The sequence below is a fragment of the Kocuria salina genome (assembly GCF_013368965.1).
GTDB lineage: Bacteria > Actinomycetota > Actinomycetes > Actinomycetales > Micrococcaceae > Kocuria > Kocuria rosea.
The window spans coordinates 302,179-323,029 of record NZ_SSSF01000001.1; the positions used below are offsets into that span (position 1 = coordinate 302,179).

The window sequence follows — 20,851 nt, forward strand, 5'->3', positions numbered from 1 at the left end:
GCCCGGAGCCGATCCGCGCGGGAGGCGGCGGACGGCCCGCGGGCGGCCGCGGCGCACTCCTCCCGCAGGAGGAGCGACGGGTCAGCCGTGGCCCAGGTCCCGCATCTGCTCCGGGGTGAGCCGGCCCCCGTTGGCCGCCGCGGCCTCGAACGTCGGCAGGTGGATCTCCTGGGAGGCGCTGCGCAGGTTGGTGAAGACGCGGGTCAGGGGTTCGTCCCCGCGGACCTCCTCCAGCAGCCGGTCGTAGAGCGCGATGTTGTCGGTCTCCCAGGCCGCCCAGGCGGTGGCGGCGGCCTCGAGGTCGGTGGGCGCGGAAATCCGCCCGGTGTAGGGGTTCGGCGGGACCGTGACACCGAGCCGCTCCAGCTGGCGGGTCAGGGCGTCGACGTGCTGCTCCTCGGCGGCCTGGATGCTCGCGTACGGCTCGACGGGTCCGAACTCGTCCACGACCGCCCGGTACTGCGCCGAGGCGGCGTACTCGCCCTCGGGGGACATCAGGGCCTCCCACGCGGCCGCGGCCATGGGGTCGGCCGCGGCCGGAGGAATCGACACCGAGGGGACCGCCCCGGCAGCGCCCGGGGCGGGCGCCGTTCCGGGCTGCGTCGTCAGGCCCGTCGTGGTCGGGCCCGGCGACGCGGGGCTCGTCGTCGCCGAGCTCGACGGGCTCGACGGGCTCGACGTCGGGACGGTGCCGTCCCCGGTCGGCGGGGAAGCCTGCGGACCGCAGGCGCTGACGGCCGTCACGAGGAGCACCGCGGCGGCCGGGACGATCAGTCTCTGGTGCATGATCCGTTCTCCATCCTGGGAGGAGCGGCCCGGCGGGGTCGCTCCTCGACGTCTGCGGTGACGCCGATCACAACATACCCCAGGGGGTATGCGGGAGCAAGAGGTGTGACGCCTCCGCGCCTCTCTGTGACGACGTCCGACCGACCCTCTGCTCCGCGGTCCGGGGCCGGCCCGTCCTGCCCCCGCCCACGGCGGGGCCGTCAGAGCGTCAGCCGCGGCCAGCCCTTCGTGTCCCGCAGGAGCTGCCGGTCGTGGGTGGTCAGCACCACGGCCGCGGCCGTGGCGGCGAGGGCCTCGGTGAGCTCGTCCACGAGGGCGATCGAGAGGTGGTTGGTCGGTTCGTCCAGCAGCAGCACGTGCGGCCGGGACGCCAGCACCACGGCCAGCTCGAGGCGCCGCCGCTGCCCGGCCGACAGCTCCGCCACGGGGCGTCCGCGGTCCCGCGCCGCCAGCAGTCCCAGGGACTCCAGGGGGGCCACCTCGTGCTCGGCCAGCCGGTCCGCGAGCACGAGCCGGACGAGCTCCTGCTCGTAGACCTCCTGGGCCGAGCGCGCCCCGTGCCGGACCCCGTCCTGCAGCAGGTGGCCGATCCGCGCCCCGGGGGCTGCGGTGCGCCGCCCCGCGTCGGGAGCCAGCGCACCGGCGAGCACCTGCAGCAGGGTGGACTTGCCCGCCCCGTTGGGGCCTGCGACGACCAGCCGGTCCCCGGACTCCAGCAGCACGTCGACGGGCCGGAGCAGCCGGCCCGTGACCGCGACGCCCTCGGCGCGCACCAGCTCGACACCGGGCAGCGCCGGCAGCTCCGGCACCGACAGCTCCAGCGGGGGCTCGGGGACGTCCACGCGGTGCCGCTCGAGGTCCTCCTGCCGGCGGTGCACCGAGCGGACGAGCCCCGGGGCGCGGGTGGCGCGGGTGTGCTTGCCGGTGCCCTTGTCCGGGCGCCATCCGTCGACCAGGCGGGAGCGGGCGCGCTGGAGGTTCCCGGCCAGCCGGGCGTGCTCGGCCTGCTGCTCCCGGTGGTCGTGGATCCACCGCGAGCGCTCGGCGGTCCGGCCGGCGCGCCAGCCCGCCACCCCGCCCCCGTACCACCGCGGGCGGCCGTCCCGGCTGGGGTCCAGGTCCAGGACGGTGTCCACGACCTGGCCCAGCAGCCGCCGGTCGTGGCTGACCAGGACCACGCCGCCGCGGAACTCGCGCAGCGCCGCCCCCAGGTGGGCCAGCCCCGCGGCGTCGAGGTGGTTGGTGGGCTCGTCCAGCAGCAGGAGGTCGTGGACGGTGCCGAGCAGGCAGGCCAGGCGCACCCGGTAGCGCTGGCCCACCGAGAGGGTGCCGAGCACCCGGGAGCGGTCGGTCACGGCGTGCAGGGCCTGCAGGGCGAGGTCCACCCGCCGGTCGGCGTCCCAGGCGTCGAGGGCCTGGGCGACCGCCAGCGCCTGTGCGTACTGCTCCGGGGCGCCCGGCCGGTCCGCGGCGAGGGCGCGGGCTGCGGCCTCGACCTGCGCCACCGCGGTGTGCTCGGCGGTGAGCTCGAGGTCCAGGAGGTCCCCCACGGTGCCCTCGGGCGGCACGGGCAGCTCCTGGTCGACCACGGCGAGCGTGCCGGTGCGGCGGACGGTGCCGGCGTCCGGGAGGAGGGCGCCCGAGAGCACCTCCAGCAGCGAGGTCTTGCCGCGGCCGTTCTCCCCCACCACGCCGAGGCGGGTGGCGGGGGTGATCGTGAGGTCGAGCCCGTCCAGGACGGTGCGGGACCCGCGGACCACGCGGATCCCGGTGGCGGTCAGCTGGGCGTGCTCGCCCGCGGGCACGGCGGGACGGTGGACGGGAACGGCGGACATGCTTCCTCCGGGGTGCGGAGCCGCGCGCGGCCGGACGGCCGGGGCTCCTGACGAGGGGACGGGTGGGCAGGACGACGGAACGCCGCGGCGGACGCGCGGCGGGATCCGGAACCCGTCAGAGGAAGAAGTGGTGGAACATGGTCGCTCCAGGATAGCCGGGGACCGCCGGCTCGGGAGAGCCCCGGTCCGCTCCGCTGAGTCCCCACCCTCCGCTCACCCCGAGCGCCGAGTCCCCCGTCGCTCGCCGGATCCCCAGGACTTTGTTGGGGACCCGGCGCACAACGTGGGGGCTCGGCAGAGTGGGTGGCTGCGAGGTGGGGACTCGGCGGGCGGGGCGGCCGGGAGAGCAGCGGGCCCCAGGTCAGGGGGTCCGGCGCTCCCGGAGGACGCCGGCCATCAGGGCCGCGACGAGCGCGAAGACCGGGACCACGAGCAGCGCCGCCCGCAGCCCCACGGCGTCGGAGAGCACCCCGACGGCCGGGGACAGGCCGAGGAAGCTGATCCGCATCAGCCAGCTGACCAGGGCCAGGCCCGTCCCGGTGCGCAGCCCGGGGATGTCGTCGGCGGCGTGGAAGGCCGCGGGCACGAGCGTGGCGCAGCCGAAGCCGGCCAGCGCGAAGCCCGCGACGGCCGGGCCCGGCGCCGGGGCGAGGACCACGAGCAGCATCCCGGCCGCGCTCAGCGCGGCCCCGGCGCGGACCACCGCGGCCCGGCCCCAGCGGTCGGTCATGGGGTCGCCGAGCATCCGGCCCACGAACTGCGCCGCCATGAGCGCCACGAGCCCGAGCCCCGCAGTGGCCAGCGGGGCGCCCAGCTCGGCGTTCAGGTACACGGCCGACCAGTTCTGCCCGGCGTCCTCGACCATCACCCCGGCCATCGCGATCACGGCCACGGGCAGGAGGCTGACGACGACGATGCGCCCCGCCGACCGCCGCCCCGTCCCGGCGGGCCCGGAGCCGGGGTCCGGCCGGGAGCCGGTGGTGCCCAGGCCCGTCGTCGTCGTGCCGTCCGGAAGCGGATCCTCCGGCGGCGGGTCGTCCGAGCTGACCGTGCGCAGCTCCTGCCCCTCGGCCGGGCTCAGCGCGGCGCGCAGCGCCACGAGGGCGACCGCGCTCCACACGAGCCCGCTCGCCGGCAGGTGCCACCCCAGGGGCACGCCGAGGGCGAGCGCCGCGGTGCCCATGAGCCCGCCGACCACGGCGCCCAGGCTCCACAGGGCGTGCAGGGAGTTGATGATCGAGCGGCCGCGGGCGCGCTGGACCTCCATCCCCTGGGCGTTCTGGGCGGTGTCCACGTGGGCGTCCAGGGCGCCGCCCAGGAACATCGCCGCGAGGAACACCCCCGCGCCCAGCCCCGTGCCGGCGCCCAGGCCCGCCCCGGCCCCGGCGGCCGCGAGGCACACGGAGAGCAGGACGGTGCCCAGGGCCGCCACCCGGCCGGAGCCGAAGCGGCGGATCGCCCGAGCGGGGAGGGCGCCCACGAGGATCGCCCCGAGCGGGAACGCCACGACCAGCAGGCCGTAGAGGGTGTTGGAGAGCCCGAACGCGTCCTTGACCTCCGGCAGACGCGGCAGCAGGTTGGCGTAGAGGGCGCCGTTGGTGAGGAAGAACGCGGACACCGCGATCCGGGCGCGCCGGACCCGCGCGGGGTCGAGGGCGGTGGTCTGGACGGTCACGTCCACGACTCTAAGGGCTGGGTTCCCCCGCCTCCGCCCCCGGCCCGCTGGAGTCAGGGGGCGACGGGCCGTCCAGGGCGTCGCCGAGGCGGTCCCGGAACCCCCGCACGGCCTCGGCCACCTCGTCCGAGCACAGCAGCCGCCACGGCACGTCCGCCGGGATCCAGGGCAGCGCCATCAGCAGCTCCGGGACGGAGCCGCCGGTGACGGTCCAGTCGACGGTGTCCCCGGGACCCTGCACCGCCGTGGCCGCCCACGGCCCGAAGTACTCCCGGACCCGGTCCAGGCCCACGGTCATCCGCACCGTCAGCTCGTGCCGCGCGGCGGCCGCGTCGTGGGCGGCCAGGACGAACTCGGCGGCGTCCGCGGCGGGCAGCTCCCGCGGCGCGACGCGCACGGCGGTGCCCGCCAGCCTCCGCAGCCGGTCGATGCGGAACGTGCGCCAGTCGGCGCGGTCGGCGTCCCAGGCCACGAGGTACCACCACCGGTCCCGCGGGACCAGGGAGTGCGGCTCGACCAGCCGGGCGCTCTCCCGGCCCTGCCGATCGACGTAGCGGAAGCGCACCCGCTCGTGCTCGCGGCAGGCCAGGGCGAGCTGGGCGAGGACCTCGGTGGCCACGTGCGCGTCCGTGCGGGCCACCGGGACGGTGTGCGCCTGCAGCGCGGCGACCCGGCGGCGCAGGTGCCGCGGCAGCACCTGCTGGACCTTGGCCAGGGCGCTCAGCGACGTCTGCTCGCCGTCGCCGACGCCGTGCACCGCGGCGGTGCGCAGCCCCACGGCGATGGCCACGGCCTCGTCGTCGTCGAGCAGCAGGGGCGGGATGCTGGTGCCGCCGGCGAGCTGGTACCCGCCCGCCGTGCCGGGGCGGGCCGTGACCTCGTAGCCGAGCTCGCGCAGCCGGTCGATGTCCCGGCGCAGCGTCCGCTCGGAGACCGTCAGCCGCTCGGCGAGCTCGGGCCCGGACCAGTAGCGGTGGGTCTGCAGCAGGGACAGCAGCCGGAGCACCCGCGACGTCGGATCGGACATGACCCGCAATCTATGCCCCCCTGCGGACAGCTGGTGGCCTGAATGCGCTCTACCGTGGACCCATGAGCACCCCACCCATCATCAGCGCCCGCGGGCTGAGCAAGAGCTTCCGCGGGCCCGGCGGCCGGACCGTCGAAGCGGTGGCCGACCTGACCATGGACGTGGCGCCCGGCACGCTGACCGCGTTCCTCGGGCCCAACGGCGCGGGCAAGTCGACCTCGCTGCGCATGCTCACCACGCTGCTGCGGCCCACCGGCGGCACCGCCACCGTGTGCGGGTTCGACGTCGCCCGGCAGCCGGCCGAGGTGCGCGCCCGCATCGGCTACATCGGGCAGAAGAACGGGGCCGGGCAGTACCAGCGGGTCCGCGACGAGCTGCTCAGCCAGGGCGCCCTGTACGGGCTGAGCCGGGCGGAGACGCGGCGCCGCGTGGACGAGCTCGTGGAGGCCCTCGGCCTCGGCGACCTCGTCCGCCGGCCCACGATGAAGCTCTCCGGCGGCCAGCGCCGCCGCGTGGACATCGCCCTGGGACTGATCCCCGGCCCCCAGCTGCTCTTCCTCGACGAGCCCACGACCGGGCTGGACCCCCAGTCCCGCGCGCACCTGTGGGAGCACATCCTCGAGCTGCGCCGCCGCTACGGGACCACGCTGTTCCTCACCACCCACTACCTCGACGAGGCCGACCAGTTCGCCGAGCGGGTCATGGTCGTGGACCGGGGACGGATCATCGCCGACGACACCGCGTCCCGGCTCAAGACGGACCTGGCCGGCGACCGAATCGCCCTCACCCTGGACGCCGACCCGCCCGCCGCCGCGGCGGCCGTCCGGCGCGCGGCCGCCGCGGCGGGGGCCGGCGGCGCCGAGCCGGAGGCGGTCCCCGCCGGGGAGGGCACCCGCGTGGTCGTCGCGGTCGAGCACGGCGAGCGCGTGCTGCCCGCCCTGCTGCGCGAGCTCGACCGGGCCGGCCACGCCGTGCGGACCGCCGAGCTGACCCGCCCGACCCTCGACGACGTCTTCCTCCGGCTCACCGGCCGGAGCCTGCGCGAGGAGCGGGCCGACGCGTCCGAGACCGACCCGGCCGCCGAGGCCACGAGCGTGGGAGCACCCCGATGACCGCCGTTCCGACCACCCGCGAGTCCCCCGGCGGCACCGACCGGGCCCGCCCGGCAGGGATCGTCCACGACTCCGTCAGCGTCTTCGTCCGCGAGCTCCGGCCCGTGGTCCGGGATCCCTTCAGCCTGGTGTTCTCGCTCATGCAGCCGCTGATGTTCCTGGCCTTCTTCGGCCCGCTCCTGGGCGGGATGACCGGGCGGCCCCTCGACCAGGCGTTCCAGTGGTTCGTGCCGGGCATCGTGGTGATGATCGCGCTGTTCGGCACCGCGATGACCGGCTCGAACCTGCTGTTCGAGATCCAGTCCGGGGCGCACGAGCGGATGCTCGTGGCGCCGGTGACCCGCTCCGCGCTCATGGTGGGGCGCGCGTGCAAGGAGATGGTGCCGCTGGTCCTGCAGGCCTTGGTGCTCTCCGGGGTGGCCGCGTTCTTCGGCTTCCGCCCGTCCCTGCCCGGCATGGTGGTGGGCCTGGCGATCCTCGCGGTCTTCGGGGTGGGGCTCGGGGCGCTGAGCTACGCCCTCGCCATCGTCTCCCGGAACCGGGACTGGATGTTCTGGACCGTGCAGCAGGGTCTGCTGTTCCCGCTCATGCTGCTCTCCGGGATGCTCCTGCCGCTCGAGGCCGGTCCGGGGTGGATGCAGGTGCTCTCGCGGTTCAACCCGCTCACCTACATGGTCGACGCCGAGCGGGCCCTGTTCAACGGCCAGTTCGGCGATCCGGCCGTGGCCGCCGGAGCCCTCGCCGCGGTCGTACTGGCCGCCCTGGGCCTGACCGTGGGGATCCGGGCGATGCGCAACAGCATCTGAGGGGCCCACCGGGAAGGTCGCCGGGAAGGTCGCCGGGAGGGTCGCCGCGGAGGTCGCCCGGTGACGCTCAGAGCCACCGCTTCCACTTGAACACCCCGTAGAGGGCCACCCCCATGCCCAGCATGGCCAGCAGCGCGAGCGGGTAGCCCAGCGTCCACGCGAGCTCGGGCATGTGCTCGAAGTTCATCCCGTACACCGTGCCCACGAGGGTCGGGGCGAAGAGGATCGCGGCCCAGGAGGAGATCCGCTTGACCTCCTCGCTCTGCGCCAGGGCCGACTCGGTGAGCCGCTGCATCTCGTCGTTCTGCCGCTGGCCCACCAGGGTCGCGTGCACCGTGAGGGCGTTCTGCAGGAGCACCCGGAACGCGTCCGCGCGCTCGGCCACCCGGATGGCGTGGTCCTGCACGTCCCGCAGCCGCTGCTGCAGCTCGAGGTCGAGCCCGTACTTCTCCGCCCCGTGCTGCAGGGCCTCCAGCATGGCCACCAGCGGGTGGACGGCGCGCTGGAACTCGATGACCTCCCGGGAGAGCTCGTAGACGCGGCGGGAGACGTCCCGGTCCGCGCCGAAGATCTCGTCCTCGATCTCGTCGATGTCGTTCTCGAGTCCCGCGACCACGGGGGCGTAGCCGTCGACCACTTCGTCCAGGATCCCGTACAGCACCGCCTGCGGGCCCGTGCCCAGCAGCTCCGGCGCGGCCTCCAGCCGGCGCCGGACCGCGGCCAGGTCGGGCGACTCGGCGTGGCGGACCGTGACCACGAAGTCGCGGCCCACGAACACGTGCAGCTCCCCGAACTCGACCTTCTCCACGTCGTCCAGGTAGCGGGCCGGGCGCAGCACCACGAAGAGGGTGTCCCCGAAGCGCTCCAGCTTGGCGCGCTGGTGGCCCTTCAGGGCGTCCTCCACCGCGAGGTCGTGCAGCCGGAACTCCGCGGCCACGGACTGCACCTCGGCCGGCTCCGGGCGGTAGAGACCGATCCAGGCCATCCCGCCGCGCCCGCGCAGCGCCGCGTAGGTCTCGTCGAGGTCCTCCGGGGTCGACGTGCGCCGGCCCTCCACGTACACCACGTTGTCCACCAGCGTCACCGCGTGCCACCTCCCGTTCTGTCCGTCGCCCGTCCCGCCCCATCATGACAGGGCCCGTCCCCCGGGCCGGACCGGTGGGTGCGGCGCAGGTGGCGGGCGGGTGGTCAGCCCTTCACGGCGCCGCCGGTGAGCCCGGAGACGATGTAGCGCTGGAGGAACAGGAACAGCGCGACCACCGGGATCGCCGCCAGGATCGCCCCGGCGGTGAAGACGCCCCAGTTCTCCCCGAACTGCACGGAGACGAACTGGTACAGCCCCACGGCCAGCGTGTACTTGTCCGGGTCCTGGAGCACGATCTGGGCCAGCAGGAAGTCCGAGAAGGACGCGATGAAGGACAGCATCCCGACCACCACGAGGATGGGGGTCACCAGCGGCAGGATCATCGTCCAGTAGATCTGGGCGTGCGAGGCGCCGTCGATCTCCGCGGCCTCGTCGAGGTCCTTGGGGATGGTGTTGAAGAAGCCGTACATCAGGAACGTGTTGGCGCCCAGCGCCCCGCCCAGATAGACGGCCACCAGTCCCAGCCGGGAGTTCAGGCCCATGAACGGGTAGACCCCGGAGATCGCGAACAGCAGCAGGAAGATCGCCACGAACGCCAGCAGCTGCGGGAACATCTGGATGACCAGCAGTGCCAGCAGCCCGCCCTTGCGGGAGCGGAAGCGGAACCGGGAGAACGCGTAGGCGGCGGCCGCACCCATGAGCACGGTGCCCACGGCCGTGGTGACCGAGACGAACAGCGAGTTCCCGAACCAGGTCAGGTAGGGGTTCTGCGGGTCGTTGAGCAGGTTGGTGTAGTTGGCGCCGGTGACGTCCGAGAACAGCTGGTTGGACCCGAGCAGGGAGCCCGAGGCGGACAGCGAGGCCGAGAAGGCGTAGACCAGCGGGAAGAGGGCGAAGACGCACGCGGCGATCGCGGCGAGGTGCTTCCACCCGCCGCGGGCGGAGCGGCGGCGCCGGCGGGGCCGGGGAGCCCCGGGTGCGGCGCCGGGAGGCCGCAGCGTGTCCGTCGGCTGGAGGGTGGTCGGGGTTCCGGCGGACGGCGCGGCCGCGGCGGCGGCCCAGGGGGCGCGGTCCGTGCCGTCGGGGCCGGGGCGGTCGCCCGGGGTGGGTGCGGTGGGAGTGGACATGTCAGCTGATCTCCTCGAGAGCCTTGCTGCGGCGGAACGTCAGCGCGGAGATGACGGCCACCATGATGAAGATGAGGATGGACAGGGCGGAGGCCAGACCGTAGTCGTTGGTGCCGCCGGCGAACGCGATCTTGTAGACGAACGAGATGAGGATGTCCGTGGCGCCCACCCCGGTGGTGGACTCCAGGTCCTGGGGACCGCCGCCGGTGAGCAGGTAGATCACGTTGAAGTTGTTGAAGTTCATGGCGAAGGACGCGATGAGCAGCGGGCCCACGGCCACCATGAGCATGGGCAGGGTGATCGCCCCGAACTGGCGCACCGGCCCCGCACCGTCCATCTCGGCCGACTCGTAGAGCTCTCCCGGGATGGCCTGCAGGGCGCCGGTGGTCACGAGGAACATGTACGGGAAGCCCAGCCAGAGGTTGACCAGCAGCAGCGAGAGCTTGGCCAGCCAGGGGTTCTCGAGCCAGGGCACCCCGGCGCCGCCCAGCAGGACCTGGTTGACGAAGCCGAAGTCCGCGTTGAGCAGACCGGCCCAGATCAGGATGGACAGGAAGGCGGGGAAGGCGTACGGCAGGAAGATGACGGCCCGGTAGACGTTGCGGAACCTCAGCTTCTCGTCGTTGAACAGGATCGCCAGGAGCAGCCCCAGGAAGAAGGTCAGCGCCACCGAGAGGATCGCGAAGGCGAAGGTCCACAGGGTCACGGAGACGAACGGGCCGCCCAGGACCTCCGGGTCGAAGATCGCCCCGAAGTTGTCCAGGCCCACGAAGACCCGCCAGCCCGGTCGCAGGGCCTCGCCGTCGGCGCTGACGAACGCGCCCTCGCCGTTGTTCGCGTACACGGTGCCGTCGTCGGCGACCATGGCGTCGGCCGCCTCGTCGTGCACGAGCGTGGGCTCGTAGGCGTAGGCCGTCCGGCCGTCGTCGGTGCGCAGCACGCCCTCGGCCTCCTGCTCGCCCACGGGCACCCGCAGGTCCGCCAGCTCGCCGGCGGCCGCCACGACGCCCCCGTAGTCGAGGATCTCGTAGCCGGGCGCCTCGGCGACGCGCCCGTCGGCGGCGGTCGCCCCCTCGAGCGGCGCGAGCGGCTCGCCGGTGGTGCCCACGAGCACTTGGCCGTCGCGCACCGTGGCCAGGGCCAGGCCGTCGGCGCCCTCGAGCACCGTGACCGGGTAGGCCCCGGAGCCCTCGATCCGCTGCTCGTACGTGGTGGTGAGCTGCGTGATCGCCGCGTCCTTCGTGGCGTTGTGGCCGTCGCCGTAGTTCGTGAACGCCGTGGCGGCGGTGTAGATCAGCACGAAGATCTGGAACACCAGCAGGAAGATCAGCCCGGGGAACAGGTACTTCGCGGGCAGCAGCTTCCTGGTCGGCAGGAAGTACACGAGATCGGCTGCGATCAGGGCGACGACGAGGAAGGCCAGGATGCCCCAGCTGCCGGCGGCCCAGGCCGCCAGGATGCCGAAGAGGCCGAACGCATTGATCAGCGCCATCAGGACCAGTTTGACCACGAAGCCCACGCCGAATCCGCGGGAATGGGCGTGCTGGAGCTCGAGGGGGGCGCCGAGGCCGGCGCCCCCGCCGGTCGCTCCGGGGGCGGCGGTCCCGCCCCGGATGGGGGTGCGCGTGCTCATCAGATCTGTCCTTCGATGTTGTCGATCATGCGGTTCCACAGCTCCACGGGGTCCCCGCGGCCGTCCACGACGGCGTTCTCCGTCGTGCCCCAGAAGCTCCACACCGCGCCCATCTCGGGGATGGCCGGCATGGGCAGACCCGTCTCGGCGATCTCCGCGTAGGCGGAGCGCAGCGGGTCGCCCTGCATGCGGTCGACGGCCACCTGGCTGGCGGGGGGCCGGCCCGTGCTCTCGTACATGGCCGTCTGCGCCTCGGGGCGCGTGAGGTAGTTGGCGGCGAAGTCCTGGGCCGCCATCGGGTTCTGCGCGTTGGCGTTGACGAAGAACGCCTGGACGCCCACGAACGGGCGGGCCTCCTCGTCCCCGGCCGGGGGCACGGGCAGGACGCTCACGTCCATCCCGGCGGCCTCGACGTCGGTCAGCTCCCACGGGCCGCCCAGGTGGAAGGCGGACTCGCCGTTGAGGAAGGACTCCTTGGCGATGTCCGGGGTCATGGAGGTGCGCAGGTCCCCGGAGGCTCCGAGCTCCTGCAGGTAGCGGGCGAACTCGTTGCCGTCCTCGCCCCCCATGGTGAGGTTGCCGGTGTACTCCCCCTCCGCGGTGCGCTCGAACACCTCGGCCCCGAACGAGGTCTGCAGGGCGTAGAGATGGTACGGGTCGCCGGCCTCGGGCGACTGGCTCACCGTGAAGGGGTACTCGATGCCCCGCTCCTCCATGAGCCGGTGACCGATCGCCCGCAGCTCGTCGAACGTGGCGGGGTCCTGGGCGGCGAGCTCGTTGTTGCGCAGCATCGCCACGTTCTCGATCGCGTACGGCACCCCGTAGCTCACCCCGTTGTAGACGACGGCCTCCCGGGCGTTCTCGGTGAAGTCCTCCGCCCGGTCCCCCATCTCCACGGGGACGACGACGCCGTTGGACGCCAGCTGCCCGAGGTTGTCGTGCGGCGAGACGATGATGTCGGGGGCCTGCCCCGTGGGCGACTGGGAGATGAAGTTGGAGATCGCCTGCGCGTTGATCTCCCGCTGGACGAACTCCACCTCCACCCCGGTGTCGGCGGTGAATTCCTCGGCGATCTGCTGGAGGGCGGGGATCTCGTCGGACCCCGCCTGGATCTTGATGCTGCCCGGCCCGCCGGCCAGGCCGGCGACCCCGGCCGTGGGCGCCGACGAGCACCCCGCGAGCAGGAGCACGGCACCGACGGCGCAGGCCGCCCGGTGGAGGTGTTTCATGGTGGGGTTCCTCGATGTCTTCCGTGGTCGCGCGGTCGCGACGGCCGTCGGTCTGCGGGGGTGGTGCGGGTCGGGGGGCTGCTGCCGCCGGGGGCTTCACCCGGGAGGTGAGCTGGCTCACTACTGTAAGCGCTACCACCACGGCTGTCCACATCCGATACAGCACCCGCCTTGCCAAGGCACTCGATGTGATAGCGCTTCCAGTCCGTGGGGATCCGCTCTACGATGGACCGCATGTCCACGACCTACGGTGCGCTGCAGTCCCTGCGCCTCACACCCGTCCACGACCGCGACCAGGAGCCGAAGTGGTGGCGTTCCTCGGTGATCTACCAGGTGTATCCCCGCTCGTTCCGGGACCTCGACGGGGACGGCGTCGGCGACCTCGCCGGCATCACCGCCGAGCTGGGACAGCTGGCGGAGCTGGACATCGACGCGATCTGGCTCTCCCCCTTCTACCCCTCCCCGCAGCTGGACGGCGGCTACGACGTGAGCGACTACTGCGACGTCGACCCCTCCTTCGGCACCCTCGCGGACTTCGACGCGCTGGTCTCGGCCGCGGACGCCCTGTCGATCCGGGTGATCATCGACCTCGTGCCCAACCACTGCTCGCAGGAGCACGTCCTGTTCCGGCAGGCCCTCGCGGCGGGTCCCGGCGCCCCGGAGCGCGACCTGTTCGTCTTCCGGGACGGCCGCGGCGCGTCCGGGCAGCTGCCCCCCAACAACTGGCAGTCCCACTTCGGGGGCCCGGCCTGGACCCGGGTGACCGAGTCCGACGGGCAGCCCGGCCAGTGGTACCTCCACCTGTTCGACTCGTCGCAGCCCGACTTCAACTGGGACAACGAGCTGGTCCGCCAGGAGTTCGAGCGGGTGCTGCGCTTCTGGCTCGACCGCGGCGTCGCCGGCTTCCGGGTGGACGTGGCGCACGCGCTCATCAAGGCGGAGGGCCTCCCGGACTGGGACGGGCGGGCCGACGGGGGGAGCATCCCGGGCTACCCGTTCACCGACGCCCCGATGTTCGGGCAGCCGCAGATCCACGACATCTACCGGCGCTGGCGCGAGGTGCTCGCGGAGTACGACGGCGAGCGGATCCTCTGCGCCGAGGCGAGCGTGGACCCGCTGGACCGCCTGGCCGACTGGGTGCGCCCCGACCAGATGCACCAGACGTTCAACTTCTCCTACCTGGCGGCGCCGTGGGACGCCGCGGAGCTGCGCCGGATCATCACCTCCTCCCTCGAGGCGTTCGACGCGGTCGGGGCCCCCACCACCTGGGTGCTGTCCAACCACGACGTCGTGCGGCACCCGACCCGCCTGGCGCTGACCGCGGACTCCCCGCGGCCGGGCGACGGCCGCGGGCCCGAGGACGAGCAGCCGGACCACGTGCTGGGCACGCGGCGGGCACGTGCCGCGTCCCTGCTCATGCTCGGCCTGCCGGGCGGCGTGTACCTGTACCAGGGGGAGGAGCTGGGCCTGCCGGACCACACGACCCTCCCCCACGACGTCCGCCAGGACCCGACCTACCATCGGACCGGCGGGAGCCGGCTCGGCCGTGACGGCTGCCGGGTGCCGCTGCCCTGGACCAGCACCGGGGCGTCCCTGGGCTACAGCGCCACGGGCGAGGCCTGGCTCCCGCAGCCCCCGGGCTGGGCGGAGCTCTCGCGCGAGGCGCAGCGCCACGACCCGGCGTCCACGCTGTCCCTCTACCGCTCCGCGCTGGCGCTGCGGCGCGAGCACGGGCTCGGCTCGGGCTCGCTCGCGTGGGCGGAGGACCTCACGGGCCCGGACTGTCTCGGGCTCGTCAACAACGGCGTCCTGGTGCTGCTGAACACGGGCTCCGCCCCGGTCGAGCTGCCGGACCTGCCGGTCCTGCTCCGCAGCGGGTCCCCGGCCTCCGCGCCGCATATCCTGGACCCGGAGGAGTGCGCATGGCTGCAGACGGAGGACCCCGGCACGACCGGACGATGAACCCACCCCGGCTCCAGGACGTCGCCGCGCGGGCGGGCGTGTCCACCGCGACCGTCTCCCGCGCGCTCAGCGGCAAGGGGCACGTCTCGCCCCGCGCCCGGGCCCGGGTCCGCGAGGCGGCGCAGGAGCTGGGCTTCGTCGTTTCCTACCACGCCTCGAGCCTGGCGAGCGGCCGGAGCCGCAACATCGGGGTGGTCCTCCCCCACGTCGACCGGTGGTACTTCTCCACCGTCCTCGAAGGAGTGGCCGGCGCGCTCATGGAGGCCAGGTACGACCTGACCCTCTACAACTTCGAGGGGGACCGCTACCGGGAGACCGTCCTCACCGACTTCCTGCTGCGCAAGCGCCTGGACGCGGCCGTGGCGGTGTCCCTGCACCTGGACCCGGCGGAGACCGAGCAGCTGTTCGCCGCCGGCATCCCCCTCGTCGGGGTCGGGGGGCCCCTGGTGGGGGCGCCGACCATCAGCATCGACGACCTCGACGTCGGGCGCCGCGCGACGCAGCACCTCATCGGGCTGGGCCACCGGCGGATCGCGCACCTCGGCGGGGCCGAGGAGGGCAGGCGCTACTTCCCCATGTCCAGCGACCGCCGGGACGGCTGGGAGCAGGCGATGGCGGACGCCGGGCTGGCCGTGGAACCCGCGTGGTCGCTCGTCGCGGACTACACGTTCACCGACGCGTACCAGCAGGCCAAGAACCTCCTGGCGGACCCCGCCGACCGCCCGACCGCCATCTTCGCCTCGTCCGACGAGATGGCGGCCGGGACGATCCTGGCGGCGCGGGACCTCGGACTCACCGTGCCCGGGGACCTGTCCGTCATCGGCGTCGACGCCCACCCGATCGGGGAGGCCTTCGGCCTGACGACCCTGGACCAGCACGCCCGGCAGCAGGGCACCCGCGCTGTGGAGCGGCTCCTCGAGCACCTCGCCGGAGGGAGCCGCGAACCGTCGAACGAGCTCTTCCCGGCCCACTTCGTCGCCCGCTCCTCCACCGGCCCGGCCCCGGCCTCCGACCGCCCCTGACCCGGCGGTCGGCGCGGAGGGAGCGCAGGACGGGCCGGTCAGGCCACCGTGAAGGTCCGCTCGTGCCACCCGGAGGCGCCGTCCGGGGCGGGCGGGGCCTGCTCGGCGGTCTGGACGGTCCCGTCCCGGTCCACGGCCCGCACCCGCGCGGTGTGCCGGCCGCCCGGGAGGTCGGCGCGCAGGACCCACTGCCGCCAGGTGTCGTCCGTGCCCACGGAGCCCAGCTCGGCGTCCTGCCACGGCCCCCCGTCCACGCTGACCTGCACGGCGGCGATCCCGGTGTGCTGGGCCCAGGCCGTGCCGGCGAGGACCGCGGGCCCGGCCTCCGTGCGCCCGCCCTCGGCCGGCACCTCGATGCGGGAGGACATCTTGATCGGTCCCCGGGCCGTCCAGCCGCGCGAGGTCCAGTACGCCTCCGCCCGGTCGAAGCGGGTGACCTCGAGGTCCACGACCCACTTGGTCGCCGAGACGTAGCCGTAGAGCCCCGGCACGACCATCCGCACGGGGTACCCGTGCTCGAACGGCAGCGGCTCCCCGTTCATGGTCACCGCGAGCAGGGAGTCCCGGCCGGGGTCGGTCAGGGCCTCGAGCGGGGTGCTCGCCGTGAACCCGTCCTCGGAGGTCGAGAGCACCATGTCCGCCTCGGCGGAGGGCCCGGCCTCGGCGAGCAGGTCCCGGATCGGCACGCCGGTCCACACCGCGTTGCCCACGAGGTCGCCGCCCACGGGGTTGGACACGCACGCCAGCGTCACGATCCGCTCGAGGAGCGGCCGGGCCGTGAGGTCGTCGAAGCGCAGCGTCAGCTCGCGCTCCACCATGCCGTGGAGGCGCAGCTCCCACGCGTCCACGTCGATGCGCGGCACGGACAGGGCCGTGTCGATGCGGTAGAAGTCGTCGGCGGGCGTGAGCCAGGGCTCCACGTCCGCCACGCCGAGGTCGGCCCCGGCGGGGACCGGGTCCCGCACGGCGGGGGCGGGGATCCGCAGCAGGTCCCGGGCGGCGGGCGCCCGGGCCGCGGCCGCGGCCGCCCAGCGTCCTGCGACACCGGCGGCGGCGCCCAGCACGGCGGCGGACGCGGAGACCCGGACGAAGCCGCGGCGGTCGAGGGCGGCGCCGGGCTGTGCGGACGGAGCGGTGCGGCGGGTGAGCACCGTCAGGAAGAGTGCCCCTGCCCCCGTGCCGACGACGACGGGGACCGTGTCCGCCACGGTCGGCCCCGCCCGCGTCAGCACCGCCAGCAGCCCGAGGAGCCCCAGCACGCCGAGCAGCACCGTGCCCATCGGCGGGTTGGCGCGCTGGGCCGCCCCGATGCCCGTGCCGACCGCCACGAGTCCGGCGGCCATGACGAGCAGCAGCACGAGCTTGTCCGCGGTGCCGAACAGGGCGATCGCCGCGTCCTTGACCGGCGCCGGGACCGCGTCCACGATCACCCCGCCCACCGCCGTGAGGGGCGCGCCGACCGGCCCGGTCACCCAGGCGAGCAGCTCGGCCAGGCCCACGGCGAGCGCGGTCGCGGCGACGCCCGCGAGGATCCAGGGGCCGAGGTCGGCGGGGGCCCGTCGTCGTCGCCCGGTGTCCGGACGGTCCGCGGTGGAGGTCATGCGCGTCAGCGTGTCACGTGGCCCTGAGATCAGCCTGGGCGAGCGCGTCCCCGAACCGCTCGAGCGCCTCCTGGCCCACGACGTCCCCCGGCAGCAGGGGGACCTGCAGCAGCGGGACGCCCGGGAGGGCGCCGCGCAGGGTGGCGACGTGCACCTCCTCCAGCGCGCGGCGCTCGGCGAGGAAGTCCCCGGCGTCCGCCGGGGAGCGCTTGTTGACCACGAGGGCCCCCACGTGCACGCCGGCGCGGACCAGCTGCTCGTGCAGCTCCGCGGTCTCGAGGACGGGCAGCCGTTCGGCCGCGAGGACGATGACGAAGCTGCAGCGCTCGGCGTCCACCAGCACCTCGCGCAGGGCCTCGAAGCGCTCGCGGCGGCGCAGCAGGATCCGCCGGATCTCGAGGTCCCGCTCCTCGCGGGGGTCCCGGGGCCGGCCGGTGCCCAAGATGCTCTCGCTCGCGGCGTCCCGGTCCTCGAGGCCGCGCAGGGCAGCCCCGAACTTCTCCGCCCTCCCGCGGCGCCGCAGCAGCCCCTCGGTCCAGGCGGACATGATCTCGGGCAGGGCCATGAGCCGGGCGGTGTGCCCGGAGGGTGCGGTGTCGAAGACGATGAGGTCGTAGTCGTCCAGGCCCGTGTCCACGAGCTCCGCGATCCGCTCGAGCACCGCCGACTCGTGGGTGCCGGGCGAGTCCCGGGCGAGCTCCATGTGCTTGTCGACCTCGGCGGCGAGGTGCTCGGGCATCAGCCGGCGGATGGTGGCGCCCACGGCGGCGAGGTGGGCGTCGGTCGTGGCGACCGGGTCCACCTCGATGCCGTCGAGGGCGCCGCCGCCGAGATCGCGGGCCAGCGGGGTGATCCGGTCACCCACCGGGCGCTCCCACAGGTGCCCGAGGTTGTGGGCCGGGTCGGTCGAGACGACGAGCACCCGGCGGCCGGCGCGGGCCTGGGCGAGGGCGGTGGCGGAGGCGACGGCGGTCTTGCCGACACCGCCCTTGCCGCCCACGAACAGGACCCGGCGGGCGGCGGCGAGCTCTAGCAGCATGAGATGTGCTCCAGGGGCGAGCGCTCCATGCCCATCCGCCGGTGCCAGTCGTGGAACCGGTCGTGGACCACGGGCAGCAGCTCCACGGTGTAGTAGCTGGCGGGGTTGGGCACGCCCAGGGCCTCGGAGAGGACCAGCATCATGAACAGGTCCTCCTCGTCGCGCTGGGCGCGGGCGAAGGTGCGCCGGTACGGCGCCACGTAGAACTCGTGCAGGCCCGCACCGAGGCGGGCCTGCACGGAGCGCAGCCGGTCGAGGGCCCTCACCGGCTCACAGGGAGCGGTTCTCCCCGGCCGAGGTGCTGACGGTCTCCTCGTCCAGCTCGGGCGGGCTCTTCCGGGCCGCGTTCATGGCGGCCACGGACTCCACGATGACCCACAGGGCCGCGATCAGGATGATCACGTCGAGCACGAGCAGGAACCAGTTCTCGGCGGCCCAGAACTGCCCCAGCTGCACGATCAGCGCGTAGACGGACATCACCAGCAGGAACACCAGCGGCACCAGCACGGGCAGGACCGGGCGGCCCTTGCGCAGCAGGATCACCGCGATCATCGACAGCGTCAGACCGGCCAGCAGCTGGTTGGAGGTGCCGAACAGCGGCCAGATCAGCATGCCGCCGGAGCCGTCCGCGCCGGCGCTGAAGGTCAGCCCCATGGCCACCGCGAGGACGATGAGGGTGGAGACCACCTTGCCGATGCTGACGCCCATGATGTGCCCGGCCTCCTGCACCACGAAGCGCTGCAGGCGGATGCCGGTGTCCATCGTGGTGGCCGCGAAGAGCACGGCCATCGTGGCGAGGATGGTCGCGCTCAGCGACGGCGGGATGCCCAGCCCGGAGTTGACGACCGAGGCGCCGCCCTGGACGAACGCGGCCACGCCGCCCTGGCCGAACGCGCTGTACACGGCCTCCCAGTCGGCGAGGGTGCGGAACCCGGCGGTGGTCGCGATGATCGCGCCGAGTGCCAGCAGGCCCTCGCCCACGGCGCCGAAGTAGCCGACGAAGCGGGCGTCCGTCTCCTTGTCCAGCTGCTTGGAGGACGTGCCCGAGGCCACGATCCCGTGGAACCCGGAGATCGCGCCGCAGGCGATGGTCACGAACAGCAGCGGCACGATGCTCGGCGTGCCCTCGGGCACGGAGGTGTTGAACGCGGGCGCCACCACGGTCGGGGCGGAGATCAGGACGGCGCCGTAGAGGATGCCCAGGGCGATGAACAGCTGGAGGCCGTTGATGTAGTCGCGCGGCTGCAGCAGCATCCACACGGGCAGCACGGACGCGATGCCCGCGTAGACGAAGAGCACCACGATCCAGAACGCGTTGGCCGGCAGGCCCAGGACCGTCTCCGGCAGGACCACCGGGAAGCGGTCGCCGAGCAGGATGAGGGCGTAGAGCGCCACGACGCCGACCACGGACACGACGGCGAGGTTCCACTTGTAGCGGTAGACCGCCTGGCCGATGAGCAGCGCGACCACGATGGCGCCCCACGTGGGGATGACCGAGGTGGGGGTGCCGACCAGCAGGTTGGAGATCACCACGGCGAACGCGGCGTTGACCATGAGCAGCACGAGGAAGATCACGACCAGGAACAGGTTGCGGCCGCGGTGGCCGATGTACTGCCCGGACAGCGAGCCGATGGACTTGCCACGGTGCCGGTTGGACGCCCACAGGGCGCCGAGGTCGTGCACGCCGGCGAAGAAGACGGTGCCGAGGGTCACCCAGAGGAAGGCGGGCACCCACCCCCAGATCACGGCGATGGCGGGGCCCACGATGGGGGCCGCACCGGCCACGGAGGTGAAGTGGTGGCCCCACAGCACGTACTTGTTGGTGGGGACGTAGTCCACGCCGTCGCTGAGCTCGTGGGCGGGGGTGACGAAGGAGTCCTGGAGCTGGTAGATCCGGCGGGCCACGAACTTCGAGTACAGGATGTACCCGAGGATCATCATGGCCACACCGACCACGGCGAGGACGATGGAGTTCATGTCGCTCCGATCTCTGGGGAGGTGGGTGGATGTCCGCTGGATCACCATGCTACCGCCGGGTGACCGGGATCACGGACCGCCCGCGCACGCTCCGCCACGGTCCCGCAGGGGGCGGAGCGGGGCGCGCCGACGACCTACATCGGCTCCCCCGGGGTCATGATCGCGAAGGACTCCCGGTCCGGGCCGGCCACGACCGCCAGCCGCCCGTAGGCGAAGTCGAAGGGGTCCTCCATGACCGCTCCGCCGGCGTCGCGCACCCGCTGGACGGCCGCGTCGACGTCGTCGACCTGGAAGCAGACCGACCAGACCGCGGGAGCGTTCTCCGCCGCGGGGTCGGTCCCGCCGATGCCGCCGGCCGGGCGGTCCCCGTGCGGCACCGTGAACGTGGCGTAGGCGACGCCGTCCTCGCCGATGTCCTCGTAGTGGTAGCCGAAGACGTGCGCGTAGAAGTCGCGGGCGGTGTGGTGGTCGGGGGTCATGAGGTCGCACCAGGCGACGCTGCCGGGCACGTCGAGCACGGCGAAGCCGATGTGCTCCCCGGCCTGCCACATCCCGAAGGACGCCCCGGTGGGATCCTGCCAGACGCCCATCCGGCCGGCCCCGCCCACCTCCACCGGCTCCATCAGCTGGGTGCCGCCCGCGGCGAGGACCCGCTCGGCGCAGAGGTCGATCCGGTCCGAGGCGAGGTAGACCTGCCACACGTGCGGGACGCCCGTCAGGTCCGGGGCCGCCGGGGAGAGCCCGGCCACGGGTCTCCCGCCGACCAGGGCGTTGCGGTACCCGCCGTGCTCCGGCCGCGGCTCGTCGTACTCCCAGCCGAGCACCGCACGGTAGAAGTCCTGCGTGCGGCCCGGATCGGACGCGGTCAGATCGGCCCAGCAGGGGGTTCCGGCGGGCCACGCTTCGTTGCGCTGTGTCATGACGGGCTCCTTCCGA

The 20,851-nt window shown here is 73.8% G+C and carries 17 protein-coding genes; 4 read left to right on the forward strand and 13 right to left on the reverse strand.

Features of this window, described 5'->3' with window-relative positions:
• Positions 1-81 precede the first annotated feature (81 nt).
• From E7Z53_RS01360 to E7Z53_RS01375, 4 genes are all read right to left on the reverse strand, one after another.
• Positions 82-786, reverse strand: a complete 705-nt coding sequence (locus E7Z53_RS01360) for a hypothetical protein (RefSeq protein ID WP_176336989.1) — start codon at positions 784-786, stop codon at positions 82-84.
• Positions 787-986: 200 nt separating this feature from the next.
• Entirely contained in the window at positions 987-2,621 is a 1,635-nt protein-coding gene (locus E7Z53_RS01365) for an ATP-binding cassette domain-containing protein (RefSeq protein WP_176336990.1), read from the reverse strand.
• Between the two features lie 361 nt (positions 2,622-2,982).
• The gene (locus tag E7Z53_RS01370; RefSeq protein WP_306460805.1) at positions 2,983-4,296 is read right to left on the reverse strand and encodes an MFS transporter; all 1,314 of its coding nucleotides are present in this window, start codon (positions 4,294-4,296) and stop codon (positions 2,983-2,985) included.
• Positions 4,297-4,306: 10 nt separating this feature from the next.
• On the reverse strand, positions 4,307-5,323 hold the full coding sequence (locus E7Z53_RS01375; RefSeq protein ID WP_176336991.1) for a helix-turn-helix transcriptional regulator: 1,017 nt from the start codon (positions 5,321-5,323) through the stop codon (positions 4,307-4,309).
• A 62-nt stretch (positions 5,324-5,385) separates the two neighbouring features.
• Here E7Z53_RS01375 and E7Z53_RS01380 point away from each other — a divergent pair, with 62 nt between their 5' ends.
• Complete coding sequence (locus E7Z53_RS01380) at positions 5,386-6,435, forward strand: ABC transporter ATP-binding protein (RefSeq protein ID WP_197722653.1); 1,050 nt, start codon at positions 5,386-5,388, stop codon at positions 6,433-6,435.
• A complete protein-coding gene (locus tag E7Z53_RS01385) occupies positions 6,432-7,241 on the forward strand; it encodes an ABC transporter permease (protein ID WP_017833560.1) in 810 nt (269 codons plus the stop codon). The genes E7Z53_RS01380 and E7Z53_RS01385 overlap by 4 nt, the downstream gene beginning before the upstream one ends.
• Before the next feature lie 67 nt (positions 7,242-7,308).
• Here E7Z53_RS01385 and E7Z53_RS01390 read toward each other — a convergent pair whose 3' ends face one another.
• The 4 genes from E7Z53_RS01390 to E7Z53_RS01405 all read right to left on the reverse strand — a co-directional run bounded on the left by E7Z53_RS01390 (position 7,309) and on the right by E7Z53_RS01405 (position 12,314).
• Complete coding sequence (locus E7Z53_RS01390) at positions 7,309-8,325, reverse strand: magnesium and cobalt transport protein CorA (RefSeq protein WP_017833561.1); 1,017 nt, start codon at positions 8,323-8,325, stop codon at positions 7,309-7,311.
• Positions 8,326-8,429: 104 nt separating this feature from the next.
• On the reverse strand, positions 8,430-9,452 hold the full coding sequence (locus E7Z53_RS01395) for a sugar ABC transporter permease (protein ID WP_017833562.1): 1,023 nt from the start codon (positions 9,450-9,452) through the stop codon (positions 8,430-8,432).
• A gap of 1 nt (position 9,453) precedes the next feature.
• Positions 9,454-11,085: an ABC transporter permease subunit gene (locus E7Z53_RS01400; RefSeq protein ID WP_017833563.1), complete on the reverse strand. Its 1,632-nt coding sequence runs from the start codon at positions 11,083-11,085 to the stop codon at positions 9,454-9,456.
• Positions 11,085-12,314, reverse strand: a complete 1,230-nt coding sequence (locus E7Z53_RS01405; RefSeq protein WP_109221439.1) for a sugar ABC transporter substrate-binding protein — start codon at positions 12,312-12,314, stop codon at positions 11,085-11,087. The genes E7Z53_RS01400 and E7Z53_RS01405 overlap by 1 nt, the downstream gene beginning before the upstream one ends.
• Positions 12,315-12,548: 234 nt before the next feature.
• Between E7Z53_RS01405 and E7Z53_RS01410 the strand changes: the two genes are divergently transcribed.
• Positions 12,549-14,276 carry a glycoside hydrolase family 13 protein gene (locus E7Z53_RS01410; RefSeq protein WP_109221440.1) on the forward strand — a complete coding sequence of 576 codons (1,728 nt, stop codon included), beginning with the start codon at positions 12,549-12,551 and terminating at the stop codon, positions 14,274-14,276.
• Positions 14,237-15,298 carry a LacI family DNA-binding transcriptional regulator gene (locus tag E7Z53_RS01415; RefSeq protein WP_255219359.1) on the forward strand — a complete coding sequence of 354 codons (1,062 nt, stop codon included), beginning with the start codon at positions 14,237-14,239 and terminating at the stop codon, positions 15,296-15,298. The genes E7Z53_RS01410 and E7Z53_RS01415 overlap by 40 nt, the downstream gene beginning before the upstream one ends.
• 38 nt (positions 15,299-15,336) lie before the next feature.
• Here E7Z53_RS01415 and E7Z53_RS01420 read toward each other — a convergent pair whose 3' ends face one another.
• From E7Z53_RS01420 to E7Z53_RS01440, 5 genes are all read right to left on the reverse strand, one after another.
• Positions 15,337-16,899: a molybdopterin-dependent oxidoreductase gene (locus E7Z53_RS01420; protein ID WP_095650210.1), complete on the reverse strand. Its 1,563-nt coding sequence runs from the start codon at positions 16,897-16,899 to the stop codon at positions 15,337-15,339.
• A 13-nt stretch (positions 16,900-16,912) separates the two neighbouring features.
• Entirely contained in the window at positions 16,913-17,938 is a 1,026-nt protein-coding gene (locus tag E7Z53_RS01425; protein WP_017833568.1) for an ArsA family ATPase, read from the reverse strand.
• Positions 17,929-18,204, reverse strand: a complete 276-nt coding sequence (locus E7Z53_RS01430; RefSeq protein WP_176336992.1) for a cory-CC-star protein — start codon at positions 18,202-18,204, stop codon at positions 17,929-17,931. The genes E7Z53_RS01425 and E7Z53_RS01430 overlap by 10 nt, the downstream gene beginning before the upstream one ends.
• Positions 18,205-18,208: 4 nt before the next feature.
• Positions 18,209-19,915: a carbon starvation CstA family protein gene (locus E7Z53_RS01435; protein ID WP_017833570.1), complete on the reverse strand. Its 1,707-nt coding sequence runs from the start codon at positions 19,913-19,915 to the stop codon at positions 18,209-18,211.
• A 134-nt stretch (positions 19,916-20,049) separates the two neighbouring features.
• Positions 20,050-20,835, reverse strand: coding sequence for a VOC family protein (locus E7Z53_RS01440; protein ID WP_095650207.1), 786 nt, complete (start codon positions 20,833-20,835; stop codon positions 20,050-20,052).
• Between the last annotated feature and the right edge of the window lie 16 nt (positions 20,836-20,851).